Origin of the sequence: Streptomyces sp. NRRL B-1347 (genome assembly GCF_000720325.1) — a bacterium.
In the GTDB taxonomy this organism is placed as follows: Bacteria; Actinomycetota; Actinomycetes; order Streptomycetales; family Streptomycetaceae; genus Streptomyces.
Genome location: NZ_JOJM01000016.1, coordinates 73,676 through 88,714 on the forward strand (window position 1 = coordinate 73,676; position 15,039 = coordinate 88,714).

General features: G+C 73.1%; 13 protein-coding genes. 8 read left to right on the forward strand and 5 right to left on the reverse strand.

The window, feature by feature from the left end; genetic code table 11:
- The first annotated feature begins 4 nt into the window (after nt 1-4).
- From IG74_RS0116335 to IG74_RS0116355, 5 genes are all read left to right on the forward strand, one after another.
- Nucleotides 5-2,575: an ABC transporter permease gene (locus IG74_RS0116335; RefSeq protein ID WP_030676699.1), complete on the forward strand. Its 2,571-nt coding sequence runs from the start codon at nt 5-7 to the stop codon at nt 2,573-2,575.
- 166 nt (nt 2,576-2,741) lie between these two features.
- Complete coding sequence (locus IG74_RS0116340; protein WP_030676702.1) at nt 2,742-3,632, forward strand: LLM class F420-dependent oxidoreductase; 891 nt, start codon at nt 2,742-2,744, stop codon at nt 3,630-3,632.
- 66 nt (nt 3,633-3,698) lie between these two features.
- Nucleotides 3,699-4,124, forward strand: a complete 426-nt coding sequence (locus IG74_RS0116345) for a GNAT family N-acetyltransferase (protein ID WP_030676703.1) — start codon at nt 3,699-3,701, stop codon at nt 4,122-4,124.
- 182 nt (nt 4,125-4,306) lie between these two features.
- A complete protein-coding gene (locus IG74_RS0116350) occupies nt 4,307-5,704 on the forward strand; it encodes a hemolysin family protein (RefSeq protein ID WP_051854940.1) in 1,398 nt (465 codons plus the stop codon).
- Nucleotides 5,701-6,714, forward strand: coding sequence for a hemolysin family protein (locus IG74_RS0116355; protein ID WP_030676707.1), 1,014 nt, complete (start codon nt 5,701-5,703; stop codon nt 6,712-6,714). The genes IG74_RS0116350 and IG74_RS0116355 overlap by 4 nt, the downstream gene beginning before the upstream one ends.
- A 122-nt stretch (nt 6,715-6,836) precedes the next feature.
- On the opposite strand, the gene IG74_RS0116360 is transcribed toward IG74_RS0116355, so the two are convergent.
- On the reverse strand, nt 6,837-7,085 hold the full coding sequence (locus tag IG74_RS0116360) for a holin (RefSeq protein WP_030676710.1): 249 nt from the start codon (nt 7,083-7,085) through the stop codon (nt 6,837-6,839).
- 41 nt (nt 7,086-7,126) lie between these two features.
- Entirely contained in the window at nt 7,127-8,143 is a 1,017-nt protein-coding gene (locus IG74_RS0116365) for a LysR family transcriptional regulator (protein WP_051854941.1), read from the reverse strand.
- Between the two features lie 70 nt (nt 8,144-8,213).
- Here IG74_RS0116365 and IG74_RS0116370 point away from each other — a divergent pair, with 70 nt between their 5' ends.
- The 3 genes from IG74_RS0116370 (at nt 8,214) to purB (ending at nt 11,422) form a co-directional block, all read left to right on the forward strand.
- Nucleotides 8,214-8,873, forward strand: coding sequence for a maleylpyruvate isomerase family mycothiol-dependent enzyme (locus tag IG74_RS0116370; RefSeq protein WP_051854942.1), 660 nt, complete (start codon nt 8,214-8,216; stop codon nt 8,871-8,873).
- Between the two features lie 153 nt (nt 8,874-9,026).
- Nucleotides 9,027-9,872, forward strand: coding sequence for an SGNH/GDSL hydrolase family protein (locus IG74_RS0116375; protein ID WP_030676719.1), 846 nt, complete (start codon nt 9,027-9,029; stop codon nt 9,870-9,872).
- A gap of 107 nt (nt 9,873-9,979) precedes the next feature.
- Nucleotides 9,980-11,422 carry an adenylosuccinate lyase gene (gene purB, locus IG74_RS0116380; RefSeq protein WP_030676721.1) on the forward strand — a complete coding sequence of 481 codons (1,443 nt, stop codon included), beginning with the start codon at nt 9,980-9,982 and terminating at the stop codon, nt 11,420-11,422.
- Nucleotides 11,423-11,516: 94 nt separating this feature from the next.
- On the opposite strand, the gene lysA is transcribed toward purB, so the two are convergent.
- The 3 genes from lysA to IG74_RS0116395 all read right to left on the reverse strand — a co-directional run bounded on the left by lysA (nt 11,517) and on the right by IG74_RS0116395 (nt 14,361).
- A complete protein-coding gene (gene lysA, locus IG74_RS0116385; RefSeq protein ID WP_051854943.1) occupies nt 11,517-12,893 on the reverse strand; it encodes a diaminopimelate decarboxylase in 1,377 nt (458 codons plus the stop codon).
- A gap of 47 nt (nt 12,894-12,940) precedes the next feature.
- Nucleotides 12,941-13,405 (reverse strand): SAV_915 family protein, encoded by a 465-nt coding sequence (locus IG74_RS0116390; protein WP_030676729.1) that lies wholly within the window; start codon nt 13,403-13,405, stop codon nt 12,941-12,943.
- Nucleotides 13,406-13,677: 272 nt separating this feature from the next.
- Nucleotides 13,678-14,361: a response regulator gene (locus IG74_RS0116395; RefSeq protein WP_030676732.1), complete on the reverse strand. Its 684-nt coding sequence runs from the start codon at nt 14,359-14,361 to the stop codon at nt 13,678-13,680.
- Nucleotides 14,362-15,039: the final 678 nt, after the last annotated feature.

Below are 15,039 nucleotides of genomic sequence, written 5' to 3' on the forward strand. Positions count from 1 at the left end.
CGCCGTGCTGAAGTCCACGCTCCGGAGCTTCCTCGCGCACAAGGGCAGGCTCTTCCTCTCCGCGCTCGCCGTGATCCTCTCGGTGGCCTTCGTCGCGGGCAGCCTGATCTTCTCGGACACGGTCAACCGCACCTTCGACCGGCTCTTCGCGTCCACATCGGCCGACGTCGCGGTCTCCCCCAAGGACGACAGCGACGAGCGCGTGCCGACCGGGCACACCCCGACGCTGCCCGCCGCCGTGGCGAAGGAGGTCGCGAAGGTCGACGGCGTCGCGGCCACGCACGTCGACGCGTCCGTGGAGAACATCACCGTCGTCGACCGCGACAACGACCCGGTGGGCCCGACGACCGGCGCCCCCACCATCGCCGTCAACTGGTACGAGACCGAGCGCAGCCCGGTGCGCCTCACCTCGGGCCACGCCCCGCGCGGCCCCGGTCAGGCCCTGCTGGACGCGGACACGGCCGACAAGAAGGACGTGGAGATCGGCGACCCGCTGACCGTGATCGCCCCGCCCGGCTCCTTCGAGGTGAAGGTCGTCGGCATCGTCACGTTCCGCACCACCAACCCCGGTGCCGCGCTGCTCTTCCTGGACACCCCGACCGCGCAGACCAAGCTGCTCGGCGACGCGGACGCGGCGACGGGCATCGCCGTGGACGCGGCGCCCGGGGTGAGCGACGCGGAGCTGAAGAAGCGCGTCGCCGCCGAACTCGGCTCGACGTACGAGCTGAAGACCTCGGCCGAGCAGGCCGAGTCCGCCGCCGACGAGCTCGGCGGGTTCCTGGACGTCATCAAGTACGTGATGCTCGGCTTCGCCGGGGTCGCCGTCCTCGTCGGCGTGTTCCTGATCGTCAACACCTTCTCCATGCTCATCGCGCAGCGCACCCGCGAGCTGGGGCTGCTGCGCGCGCTCGGCGCCGACCGCAGGCAGGTGCGCCGCTCGGTGCTCATCGAGGCCGTGCTGCTCGGCGTGGTCGGCTCCACCCTGGGGCTCGGCGCCGGGATCGGGCTCGCGGTCGGGCTCATCGAGCTGATGGGCCTGTTCGGCATGAACCTGAAGTCGACGGAGATGGTGATCGGCTGGCAGACGCCCGTCGCCTCGTACGTCGTGGGCGTCGGCGTCACGTTCGTCGCGGCGTACCTGCCCGCGCGCCGGGCCGCCCGGGTCTCGCCGATGGCCGCGCTCGCGGACGCGGAGATCGCCGGTGTGGGGCGGCCGTTGAAGCTGCGGGCGCTCGTCGGGGCCCTGGTCGCGGCGGCCGGCACGGCGGCGCTCGTGGGGTGCGCGGTCGCGGGCGACACCTCGACGTCGGCCTCGCTGCTCGGGCTCGGCGTCGCCCTCACGCTCGTCGCCATGGTCGTGGCGGGTCCGCTGCTCGTCCGCCCGGTGATCCGGGTGCTCGGCGGTGCCTTCCCCGCGCTCTTCGGGTCCGTGGGCCGCATGAGCCAGCGCAACGCGCTGCGCAACCCGCGCCGCACGGGCGCGACGGCGGCCGCCCTCATGGTGGGCCTGGCCCTGGTGGGCGGCCTGTCGGTGGCGAGCGCCTCGATGACGAAGTCGTTCGACGAGCAGATCGACAGGACGCTGGGGGCGGACTTCGTCGTCAACGGCGCCGCCAACCCCTTCGCCCCGTTCCCCGCCGAGGTCACCGAGAAGGTGCGGAAGACGGAGGGCGCGGGGCTCACCGTCCGCAACCGCTTCGCGACCCTGACGCTGCGCATGCCCGACGGCAAGAGCGTGAAGTCCACCGCGGCGGGCTACGACCAGCGGGTCGACGAGGTCCTCAACCTCTCGTACGCGCGCGGCAGTACGGCCCGCGCGCTGGCCCCCGGACACGTGGCGATGGACAAGGACTTCGCCGAGGAGCACGGCGTGCGCGTCGGTTCGGTGCTGCCCGTGGAGGTCGCGGACCGGCGCAAGGCCGACCTCACGGTCGGCGCCCTCACCGACATGGACCTCGCGGAGGGCCCCGGCCTGGAGGGCGGGCTCTTCATGGGCCTCGGCACGCTGGAGAAGTACGCGCCCGGCGGACAGGACGCCACGCTGTACGTCAACGCCGCCGACGGCACGGGCGCCGGCACGCTGCGGGACCGGCTGGAGTCCGTGCTCGACCCGTACCCGCAGTTGAAGGTGCTCGACCAGGCCGACTACAAGAAGCTGATCCGCGAGCAGATCGCCGTGCTGCTCTACCTCGTGTACGCGCTGCTCGGCCTGGCGATCGTCATCGCCGTGCTCGGCGTGGTCAACACCCTGGCCCTGTCGGTCGTGGAGCGCACCCGCGAGATCGGGCTGCTGCGCGCGATCGGCCTCGCGCGGCGGCAGCTGCGGCGCATGATCCGCCTGGAGTCGGTGGTGATCGCGGTGTTCGGCGCGGTGCTCGGCCTCGCGCTCGGCCTGGTGTGGGGCGTGTCGATGCAGCAGGTCCTGGCGTTGCAGGGGCTGAAGGCGTTCGCGGTGCCGTGGTCGACGATCGTCGCCGTGGTGGTGGGTTCGGTGGTCGTGGGGATCGTGGCGGCGCTGCTCCCGGCGCTGCGGGCCTCGCGCATGAACGTACTGGAGGCGATCGCGCACGAGTGACGGGCCTGGCGGCCGGTACCGTCGACGGAGCAGGGGAACTCGGGGGCAGGGGTACGCGGGGCACGGACACGTGGGGCACGGACACGTGGGGCACGGGCACGTGGGGCACGGGCACACGGAGGCAGGGCTCGCGCCCCCCCAACCGCGCGACAGGTGAGGAGAGTTCATGACCAGGCCGTTCCGGTTCGGCGTCACCATGATGACCCCCTCGGCGGGGGACGAGTGGCGCAAGAAGTGCCGCCGGGCTGAAGAGCTCGGCTACGACGTGATTCTGGTCCCCGACCATCTGGGGAAGCCCGCGCCGTTCCCCGCCCTCGTCGCGGCGGCCGAGGCCACGGAGCGGCCGCGGGTGGGCACCTTCGTCCTCAACGCCGGGTTCTGGAACGCCGCGCTGCTCGCCCGCGAGGTCGCCACCACGGACGCGCTCACCGGCGGCAGGCTCGAACTGGGGCTCGGCACCGGGTACGTCCAGGCGGAGTTCGACGCGGCGGGCCTGCCGTGGCCCACGCCGGGCGAGCGCGTGTCCCATCTGGCCCGCACGGTCGAGGAGTTGGACCGCCTGCTCACCTCGCCGGAGCACCAGCCGGAGCCCCGGCAGCGGCCGCGCCCGCCGCTGCTGGTCGGCGGCGACGGCGACCGCGTCCTGAAGGTGACCGCCGAACACGCCGACATCGCGGCGTTCACCGGTACGCGCGCGGTCCCGGGCGACCCGGGCGGCAAGCTGGCCGTCCTCACGGCGGACGCCGTGGGCGAGCGCGTGGCGGCGTACCGGCGCTTCGCCGCGGGGCGCTCCGCCCCCGCCGAGCTGAACCTCCTGATCCAGGTGGTCGAGGAGACCCCGGACCGGCGGGCCACCATCCGGCCCTCCCTCGGGCTCCTCCCGCACCTCACCGAGGACGAGGCCCTGGACGCGCCGATCTTCCTGCTCGGCACGGTCCGGCAGATGGCCGAGCAGCTGCGCGCCCAGCGGGAGCGGTACGGCTTCTCGTACCTCACGGTCCTGGAGCCGAGCCTGGAGGCGTTCGGTCCGGTCATCGAGGAGTTGCGCGGCGAGTGACGCGTACCGCTGTCCGGATTTTGGAATTCCGGGTGGTGGGGCCGCGTCCGGTGATGGGATGCGGCCATGGATGATCTACGCATTCGACCCGCCACACCCGCCGACCTGGACGCGGTCCTCGCCTTCTGGAAGGTGGCCGCGGAGGGCACGAGCATCAGCGACGACCGCTCGGGGGTGGAGTGGCTCGTGGCCCGGGACCCCGACGCCCTGCTCCTCGCCGAGCTCGACGGCGAGCTCGTCGGCACGGTGATCGCGGGCTTCGACGGCTGGCGGTGCCATCTGTACCGGCTCGCCGTACACCCGGACCAGCGGCGGCGCGGGATCGGCTCGGCGCTGCTCGCGGCGGCGGAGGAGCGGTTCGCGGCGCTCGGCGGACGCCGCGCGGACGCCATGGTGCTCAACCGCAACGAGCGGGCCCATCACGCCTGGCACGCGGCCGGGTACGCGCCGGAGCCGCAGTGGAGCCGCTGGGTGAAGCACCTCGGCGAGTGACGCTTCGCTAATTTTGGCTACGGAGTGTCATGCTCGCGGTAGCGCTTTGCTGGTCCTTTAACATGAATGGTCCCCTGCACCCCCGACGAAAGGTGTGAGCGTCCGCCCATGGGCGAGCCTCCCAGTACCCGACATCGCGCATTCACCACGCCCCTGGCCGATCATGGGACGGAGGTGACCCGATGACCGAAGTGCTCCTGCTCCTCGTGGCGGTGCTGCTCTCGCTCGCGTGCGGCGTCTTCGTCGCGGCCGAGTTCTCGCTCACCACCGTCGAGCGCAGCGAACTTGAGAGCGCGGCGGAGCGCGGCGAGCGCGGCGCCGAGAGCGCCCTCAAGGCGGTCAAGAACCTCACCTTCCAGCTCTCCGGCGCACAGCTCGGCATCACCGTGACCGGCCTCGTCGTCGGCATGCTCGCCAAGCCCGCGATCGGCGACCTGATCGAGGGCCCGCTCGGCTCCGTCGGCGTTCCCGACGCGGCCGCTTCGACCGTCGCCCTCATGCTCGGCACGGCGCTCTCCACCGTCTTCCTGATGGTCGTCGGCGAGCTGGTGCCCAAGAACTGGGCGATCTCATCGCCGCTGCCCATCGCCAAGCGCGTCGCGACCCCGCAGCGGATCTTCAGCGCGGCCTTCCGGCCCTTCATCACGCACCTGAACAACACCGCGAACCGCGCCGTGCGCCGCATGGGCATGGAGCCCGCCGAGGAGCTCGCCTCCGCGCGCGGCCCCAAGGAGCTCGCGGCCCTGGCCCGGCACTCCGCCAAGGAGGGCGCCCTGGAGGCGGAGGCCGCCGAGCGGTTCATGCGCACGCTGAACCTCGCCGACCTGACCGCCGAGAACGTGATGACGCCACGCGTCCAGGTCGTGGCCCTGGAGGCCCAGGCCACCTGCCAGGACGTCGCCAACGCGACCCGCGGGACCGGCCTGTCCCGCTTCCCCGTCTACCAGGGCTCCCTCGACGCGGTCGTCGGCGTCGTCCACATCAAGGACGTCATCGCGCTGCCCGCCGAGCGCAGGCCCCGCCTGCCCGTCCGCGAGCTCATGCGCGAGCCGCTGCTCGTACCGGAGTCCCTGACCGTCGACCGGCTGCTCGACCGGCTTTCGGGCAAGCGCACCATGGCCGTCGTCATCGACGAGTACGGCGGCACCGCGGGCGTCGCCACCCTGGAGGACATCGTCGAGGAAGTCGTCGGCGAGGTGCACGACGAGCACGACCCGCACGAGACGCCCGACCTGGCCGCGGTCGGCACCGACGAGGACGGCCGCGAGCTGTACTCGGCGGACGGCGCGGCCCGCACCGACGAGCTGGCCCGCGTGGGCCTGCGCGTGCCGGACGGCCCGTACGAGACCCTCGCCGGAGTCGTCGCGACCGAGCTCGGCCGCATCCCCGCCGTCGGCGACCGCGTCGACGTCGGCGGCTGGCACCTGGAAGTCGTCGACGCCAGCGGCCGCCGCGCCGCGCGCGTGCTGCTGCACGCCCCGGTGCCGACCGACGAAGCGAACGAGAACGGCACCGGCGACAAGAGCGGCGGGACCCGACAGCACCGTGCGCACCTCAAGAAGGGGAAGGACGAGCGATGACCGCCATCCAGCTGCTGATCGGCCTGGCGACGCTCGTCGTCAACGCCTTCTTCGTCGGCGCCGAGTTCGCCCTGATCTCGGTGCGCCGCAGCCAGATCGAACCGCACGCCGAGGACGGCGACCGGCGCGCCAAGAGCGTGCTGTGGGGGCTGCAGCACGTGTCCGTCCTGATGGCCGCGGCACAGCTCGGCATCACGCTGTGCACCCTGGTGCTCGGCGTCGTCGCCGAACCCGCGATCGCGCATCTGCTGGAGCCGCTGTTCGACGCGGTGGGCGTGCCGCACGGCCTGGTCCACCCCATCTCGTTCGTCATCGCGCTCGCCGTGGCGACGTATCTGCACATGCTGCTCGGCGAGATGATCCCCAAGAACGTCGCACTGGCCGAGCCGGTGCGCAGCGCGCTGCTGCTCGGGCCGCCCCTGGTGACCCTCGCCCGCGCGCTGCGGCCCGTGGTCTTCACGATCAACGCGTTCGCCAACGGGATCCTGAAGCTGCTGCGGGTCGAGACGAAGGACGAGGTCGCGGCGACCTTCTCGGACGCCGAACTGGCCCGCATCGTGCAGGACTCCAGCGACGCGGGGCTGATCGACGACCGCGCGCAGGAGCGGCTGCACGACGCGCTCGAACTCGGCCGCCGACCGGTGCGCGACGTGGTGCTGCCGCTGGAGCGCGTGGTCTACGCGCGCGTGGGCGTCACCCCGGAGAAGCTGGAGCGCCTGTCGGCGGACAGCGGCTTCTCGCGCTTCCCCGTCGTCGACGAGGGGCGCCGGATCGTCGGCTACCTGCACGTGAAGGACGCGCTGGAGGTCTCGCCGCGCGACCTGCCCTTCCGGGTGGCGGACATGCGGCCGATCGCGCGCGTGCGCGAGACCACGCCACTGGACGGCGTCCTCACCGCCATGCGGGGCAGCCGCACGCACGTGGCCGCCGTGCTCGGCGCGGACGGCCGCCTGGCCGGCATGGTCACGATGGAGGACGTGCTGCGGGAGCTGTTCGGGCAGCCCGTCTAGTTCAAGTCGAGAACACTAGAACGAGGGTTCTAGAGACGGGATCGGGGCGGGGTCCGGACGGGGCTCGGACAGGGTCCCGGGCGGGATTCGAGGGCGAGTGCTCCGGGAAGGGCGCGCTGCCGTCAGAGGACGGGAGCGCGCCCTCCGCCGTCCGGGGTCTCCGTGAGGCCGGGCCCCGGCGGGCCGACCTTCGCCGACCCAAGGGCGGTGAGGACCGCGAGCAGCGCCGCCATGCCCGCCGTGCCGAGGGCGGCCGGCCAGGCCACGTCGAGGAGGTTCGTCGCCCCGGCGACGAGGACCGCGGCGAGTGCCTGCGCGAACGTGCGGACGGCACGCTCCGCGGTGGCTTTCCAGAAGGCAGCGCTCCACATGGCGGCCCCCTCTCCAGGAGCGAGGCCTCACGGTTGAGCCCTCAACTGCCGCTATCGTCGCGCCCCTTGGCGCCGCTTGTCGACGCGTCGGCAGCAGGTCGCTCGCTGCCCGGCCCCTCGGCGGCGGCCCCGGGCATGAGGGCGTCCTGGAGCCGGGTGAGGAAGGCATGGGCGGCGGGCCCCTGCGGGCCGTCCGCACGGCGGGCGAGGGCGATCCGGCCGCGCGGCCCCGGCTCTGCGAACGGCAGCGCCCGAAGACCGAGCTCCGCGGCCTCCGTCTCCGCCGCGGGGAAGACCGCCACGCCCAGGCCGCGCGCCGCGAGCTGGGCCACCAGATCGGGCGCGGCCGCCTCGAAGGCGACGCGCGGCGTGAACCCGGCCTGCGCGCAGGCCCGCTCCAGGGCCGCCCGCAGGCCGGTGCCGCGCGGCAGGCTGATCAGGGGCCGGTCCGCGAGCGCGGCCAGCGGGAGACCGGGCGCCGCACCGGGCTCGCCGCCCGCGCACTGCTCCGCGTACGCGATGAGCGGGTCGCCCTCCGCCACGACGGCCGCCAGCGGCTCGTCCACCACGATGTCCCAGAGGATGCCCTGCGGCGGGTCCGCGGTCGTCGGGCCGACCAGGGCGACGTCGAGTTCGCCCGCCCGCAGGGCGGCCAGCATGCGCTCCGAGGTGTCCTCGGTCAGGGCGATCTCGACGTGCGGATGGTCGTCGTGGAAGTCGGCGAGCAGTTCCGCCGCGCCGAACACGCTCGTGGCGGAGCCCGAGACGACCCCGAGCGTGACGCGGCCGCGCAGCAGTCCGGTGAACTCGTCGGCCGTCTGCCGCATCCCCTCCACCGCGGCGAGCGCGGCGCGGGCGTACGGCAGCACCGCCGCGCCCGCCTCCGTCACGGTGACCGCCCGGCCCGAGCGGTCCAGGAGCCGCTGCCCCAGCTCCCGCTCCAACTGGCGGACCTGCGCGCTCACCCCGGGCTGCGCCACGTGCAACCGGGCGGCGGCACGAGTGAAGTTGGCCTCTTCCACAACGGTCAGGAAGTAGCGGAGCTGGCGAAGTTCCATAGCCGTGAATGCTAGTCACGAGACGTACTGGCTCTTGGACTTATCGCACCACCCCTTGGATCTTGGAACCATGGGGAACACACGGAGCACTGGCCCTGGAACCGCGTCGGAACAGCGCATACGGTCCGCCATCGCGGCCGAGCGCCGCGAGCTGGCCGATCTCCTGGAGAGCCTGACGCCCGAGCAGTGGGACGCGCCGTCGCTGTGCGCGGGCTGGCGGGTGCGGGAGGTCGCGGCCCATATGTCGCTCGGCTTCCGCTATCCGCTCCCCCGCGTGCTGTGGCAGCTCGTCAGGGCGGGCGGCAGCCTGCACCGCATGACGGACCGGTGCGCCCGCGCGGACGCGGCGGCGTACGGGACGGCCGAGCTCGCCGGTTTCCTCCGCGAGCACGCGCACCACCCGTGGACCCCGCCCGTCGGCGGCTTCGCCAGCGCGCTCGGCCACGACGTGGTGCACGGCATGGACATCACGGTGGCCCTCGGCCTCGACCGGCGCGTGCCGGAGGGCCGGGTGCGGATCCTCCTCGACCACGTCACCGTCAAGAGCGCCAAGTTCTTCGGCGCCGACCTCACCGGGGTCCAGCTGTGCGCCGACGACCTCGACTGGACGTACGGCTCCGGGGCGCCGCTGCGGGGATCCGGCCAGGACCTGCTGCTCGCCGCGTTCGGCCGCGCGGTGCCCGCGGGACGTCTGCACGGCGAGCGGAGCGGCCGCTTCACAGCGGCCTGACCGGGGACGGTGCGCACAGGCCCGCGCCGGGGCTGCGCGGAGGTCGGCGCAAGGGGCTTCGCCGAGGTCGGCGCAGGCGGCTTCGCCGAGGTGCGGATGCCCGTCGGGCGGCCCGGGCCCGGCCCGGACGCGCGGGATACCATCGACCCCGCCATGCAGATCAACGCCAACCACACCAGCCTCGTCGCGCTCGGCGACTCCTTCACCGAGGGCATGTCCGACCTGCTGCCCGACGGCGGCTACCGCGGCTGGGCGGACGTCCTGGCCGAGCGCGTCGCCGCCCGCACCCCCGGCTTCCGGTACGCCAACCTCGCCGTGCGCGGCAAGCTCATCGGGCAGATCGTCGACGAGCAGGTCGACGTGGCGGCCGGACTCGGCGCCGATGTGATCACGCTCGTGGGCGGTCTGAACGACACCCTGCGCCCCAAGTGCGACATGGGCCGCGTACGCGACCTGCTCGAACAGGCCGTGGAGACCCTCGCCCCGGCCTGCAAACAGCTCGTCCTGATGCGCAGCCCCGGCCGCCAGGGCCCGGTCCTCGAACGCTTCCGGCCGCGCATGGAGGAGCTCTTCTCGCACGTCGACGACCTCGCGGCCCGCCATGGCGCCGTCGTCGTCGACCTGTACGGGTCGACGGCGCTCGGCGACCAGCGCATGTGGGACGTGGACCGGCTGCACCTGACGGCGGAGGGGCATCGCAGGGTCGCCGAGGCGGTGTGGCAGACGCTCGGCTACGCGCCGGAGGAGGACTGGCAGGCGCCCCTGCCCCTCGCCGTGCAGCCCTCCTGGTCCGCGCGCCGCGTCGCCGACGCCCGCTTCGCCAGGCAGCACCTGGCCCCGTGGATCGGCCGCCGTCTGACGGGCCGCTCCTCCGGCGACGGCCGGACGGGGGCCCATGTGGACCCCGCGACGGGCCGCGCCTTCTGGGTCACCCCGGCCGACGCCACGACTCCCGGTCCCGTCCAGGCGTGGCAGCGCGTGGAGCCGGGCCCGGCCTGAGCCCGCGGCACCTTCGGGTACGTCGCGCACCCGCCCCTCCCTTCGTAGTTTCAGACGAACCCAGCCATGGCGCTGGCCTGCAGAAACCGCCAGTAGAATGTTCGACTGTGACTGCTGCGCCTGCTAAGCCCCGTATCCCGAACGTCCTCGCCGGGCGTTACGCCTCCGCCGAGCTCGCCACGCTCTGGTCGCCCGAGCAGAAGGTCAAGCTCGAGCGTCAGCTCTGGCTCGCCGTGCTGCGTGCGCAGAAGGACCTCGGCATCGAGGTGCCGGACACGGCGCTCGCCGACTACGAGCGGGTCCTCGACCAGGTCGACCTGGCCTCCATCGCCGAGCGCGAGAAGGTCACGCGCCACGACGTGAAGGCCCGCATCGAGGAGTTCAACGCCCTCGCGGGGCACGAGCACGTCCACAAGGGCATGACCTCCCGCGACCTGACGGAGAACGTGGAGCAGCTGCAGATCCGGCTCTCCCTGGAGCTGGTGCGGGACCGCACGGTCGCGGTGCTCGCGCGGCTCGGCCGGCTCTCCGCCGAGTACGCGGAGCTGGTCATGGCGGGCCGCTCGCACAACGTGGCCGCGCAGGCGACGACCCTCGGCAAGCGCTTCGCGACCGCCGCCGACGAGCTGCTCGTCGCCCACCGCCGCGTCGAGGACCTCCTCGGCCGCTATCCGCTGCGCGGCATCAAGGGCCCCGTCGGCACCGCGCAGGACATGCTGGACCTGCTCGGCGGCGACGCGGACAAGCTCGCCGACCTGGAGCGCCGCATCGCGACGCACCTGGGCTTCGACCGTGCCTTCACCTCCGTCGGCCAGGTCTACCCGCGCTCCCTCGACTACGAGGTCGTCACCGCGCTGGTGCAGCTGGCCGCCGCCCCGTCGTCCCTGGCGAAGACGATCCGGCTGATGGCCGGGCACGAGCTGGTCACCGAGGGCTTCAAGCCCGGCCAGGTCGGGTCGTCCGCCATGCCGCACAAGATGAACACCCGCTCCTGCGAGCGCGTCAACGGCCTGACGGTCATCCTGCGGGGCTACGCCTCCATGACCGCCGAGCTCGCCGGCGACCAGTGGAACGAGGGCGACGTGTCCTGCTCTGTGGTCCGCCGCGTGGCCCTGCCCGACGCCTTCTTCGCGCTCGACGGACTCCTTGAGACGTTCCTGACGGTGCTCGACGAGTTCGGCGCCTTCCCCGCCGTCGTCGCCCGGGAACTCGACCGCTATCTGCCGTTCCTCGCCACCACCAAGGTGCTGATGGCGTCGGTGCGGGCGGGTGTGGGCCGTGAGGAGGCGCACGAGGCGATCAAGGAGAACGCGGTGGCTTCCGCGCTCGCCATGCGCGAGCAGGGCGCCGAGCGCAACGAGCTCCTCGACAAGCTGGCCGCCGACTCCCGCATTCCGCTGGACCGCGCGCAGCTGGACGAGCTGATGGCCGACAAGCTGTCGTTCACCGGCGCTGCCAGCGACCAGGTCGCCGCGGTCGTCGCACAGATCGAGGCGGTACTCAAGGAGCACCCCGCGGCAGCGGCGTACGCGCCGGGCGCCATTCTCTGAGGCACGGCCTCCCGCACGCGCGGGTCATGGGCACAGAGCCGCTGGCCGGGCCGCCCCCGAGGGGGAGTGAGGGGGCGGCCCGCCTTCGCTGCGGCTAGAGGCCGACGTCCCGGCTGCGGAAGTCCTCCAGAGACTCGCGGCGCACCAGGAGGCGGGCGTGGCCACCTTCGACGGCGACGACCGGCGGGCGGCCGACGAGGTTGTAGCCGGAGGCCATCGACAGGTGGTAGGCGCCCGCGACGGGCACGGCGAGCAGGTCGCCGGGGTGGGTGTCGCCGGGCAGCTGGATGTCGGTGGCGAGGACGTCCCCGGCCTCGCAGTGCCGGCCGACGACGGTGACGGTGGCGGGTGCGGCGGTGGAGCGGCGGCCGATGAGGCGCGGCAGATAGCGCACTCCGTACAGCGCGGGGCGCGGGTTGTCGCTCATGCCGCCGTCGACGGCGACGAAGGTCCGCTCGCTGGTGCGCTTCACGGACAGGACGCGGTAGAGGGCGACACCGGCGGGTCCTGCGATGGCGCGGCCGGGCTCGACGATCAGACGGGGCACGGGGAGGCCGGCCGCCGCGCAGCTCTCGGCGAGTTCGGTGCGTACCTTGCGGGCCAGCGTGGTGATGTCGAGCGCGTCCTCACCGGGGCGGTAGGCGATGCCGTGGCCGCCGCCGAGGTCCAGTTCGGGCAGGGTGATGCCGTGGTGCTCCTTGATGCGCGCCATCAGGCCGACCAGGCGGCGCACGGCGCACAGGTACGGCTTGTCCGTGGTGATCTGCGAACCCAAGTGGCAGTGCAGGCCGACCAGTTCGAGCCCGGGCTGGTCCAGGATGCGGGCGATGGCGTGCTGGGCGGAGCCGTCGGTGATGGACAGGCCGAACTTCTGGTCCTCGGTGCCGGTGCGGATCTTGCTGTGGCCGCCCGCGGCGATGCCGGGTACCACGCGCACGAGGACCTTCTGGCGGCTGCCGTGGGGCACGGCAGCGGCGAGCCGGGCGATCTCGGATGCGCTGTCGATGACGATGCGGCCGACGCCGAGCCGCAGGGCGGCGTGCAGGTCCTGCGGGCTCTTGGCGTTGCCGTGCAGGACGATGCGGTCGGCGGGGAAGCCGGTGGTGACGGCGAGTTCGAGCTCGCCCGCGGAGCACACGTCGAGGCCGAGCCCCTCCTCCGCCACCCAGTGCGCCATTGCGCGGCACAGGAAGGCCTTGGCCGCGTACAGCACGTCGGCGTTGGGGAAGGCGTGCTGATAGGTGCGGCAGCGGTCGCGTACGTCGGCTTCGTCCAGGAGGTAGGCGGGGGTGCCGAAGCGGTCCGCTATCTCGGTGAGTGCCACGCCGCCGACGGACAGGTCGCCGTGCGGGAGCCGCGTCGTGGAGTGCGGCCAGACCGTCAGGTCGTCGGCGGCGTCGGCGTCCAGGGGCGCGGCGGGCGCTGGGGCCGCGGCGTGGTCCCGGGCCGCGGGCAGGTCGGCAAGGGTCATGGCAAGCTCCTCGTTTCGCCTCGTCTTCACGTCGTCACCTGGCCGTCTCAGCCGATCCAGGCGGTCAGCGCGCCGACCAGGGCGGCGGCCCCGGTCACGCGCAGTGCCCCCACGGCCTGCGGATCCCACTCCCGCCAGAGTGCGAGGCCGCGGGACGAAGGGGCACCGGCGGAAGGCGCGGCGACCTGAGGTACGGGAGCGGCCAGAGGCGCGGAGGCGGCCGGTGCGTCGGAGGTGAGTCGCGGGTCGACGGTGACCCGGGTGACGCCCAGCGGCTCGGTGAGGGCGCGCAGCGCAGGTTCGGAGAGGCGGATCCACGGCTGGCGGGCGCCGAGCGTGGCGGTCAGCCGCTGCCGGGAGGTGAAGGCGACGGCGGTGCGGCCGCCGACGGGTGTGCGGAACAGGCGGGCGACGAAGCCCGCGGGTCCCGGCCGGACGGGTACGAACAGCGGTCCGGCCGGGCCCCGTTCAGCAGGCTCGGGGTCTTCGCCGCACACCAGGGGCTGGGTCATGGTTCCTCCTTGAGCAGCCTCGGGTGAGGCTCTCGTGGGTCGGTCGGGCGCCGCGGGCTCGGTCACGGGGGCGCCGTGGGCCCGGTGACGAGCACCGGGCACATGGTGACGTTATGCCCGGCACGGGGTGTCAACCGACCCTCCATGACGTCCCGTTGACGGCGATCGGGCGCACGCTGACACTCTGCTGACGCGCCCCCGGTCGACGGGCCCGGAACGAGTGAACGGGCGGGAACGGGCGGGACCGTGCGCGGCGCCCGGGATCCGCCTCCTCACTCCTCGAACCGGTAGCCCATCCCCGGCGCGGTGATCAGATGCCGCGGATGGGCCGGGTCCGGCTCCAGTTTGCGGCGCAGTTGGGCCATGTACACGCGCAGGTAGTTGGTGCGCGTGCTGTGCGAGGGACCCCATACCTCGCCGAGCAGCTGCTGCTGGCTGACCAGTCGGCCCCGGTGGCGGATCAGGACCTCCAGGAAGTGCCACTCGGTCGGCGTGAGGCGCACGACACGGCCGTCGCGCAGGGCCTTCTTGGCCAGCAGGTCGAGGGTGAAGCCCGGTGTCTCGACGAGCGCCGGGGACTCGTCGTGCTCCGCGGGCCTGCTCCTGCGGGCCGCGGCCCGCAGCCGGGCGAGGAGTTCGTCCATGCTGAACGGTTTGGGAATGTAGTCGTCGGCGCCCGCGTCGAGCGCCGCGACCTTCTCGTCGGAGGCCTGGCGGGCGGACACGACGAGGATCGGCGCGCGGCTGAACCCGCGCAGCCAGCCGATCAGATCGATGCCGTCCATGTCGGGCAGCCCGAGATCAAGGAGGACCACGTCCGGCGGACGTGCCGACGCCAGACGCTGGGCAGTGCCCCCGTCGACCGCCGCGTCCACCTCGTACTTACGCGCCTTGAGGTTGATCTCCAGAGCCCGTACGAGCTGTGGGTCGTCCTCGACCACCAGCACCCGGGTCATCGGTGTGCCGCCTCCTGACAGTGCGGGCGGACCCTGCCCGCGACCGTACGCGGCCGAAGCGGAACGGGCCCACAGAATTAGTGCGGTCCCGTGAAGCAAAGCGTCCACCAGCACGTTCGCCGCCGCTCTTGATGTCTCTCATACGGCAGGCCCAACTGCGTTGACGCCTCTCTTACGTTGCGCCCCGACGGGTGCGCGCGTACGCCGGGGCGCGTGCGACGGCGTCGTTCCGGACGAGGAAACGTCCCGGAGAAGAACCGGAAAAGAAGGAGGGGAACCGGAAGAGACAACGTCCCGGCTCCCGGCCCCCCTCGTGGCCGGGACCCGGGACGTCCGCTCGGACGGACGACGGGTCCCCGGTGCGGGGCGCGCACGGTCCCTACCCCCGTACTGGACCTGCGCGCCGCGGGCGGTGGTCGTCGTCACACGCCCTCCGAGCCCGCACCGGGTTCCGTTCGTCCGTCCCCCCGTGGTGATCAGTCTTGGGCCGGTTCCGGACGTTCCCGTTCTTGTTGACGCTCTCCTGATGCGTCATCAGGGCCCCTTGACGCGGTCTTGACGGGTGGTCAGGGGTCCGCCGGCCGACGCTGTCAGAGCGTCGTCAATTCCCGGTCGCGAAGGTGGGTCCGGGAGGTCCGCGCGGCTACTTTCCTCTGCGCGCGGCCGCGTTCCGTGGCC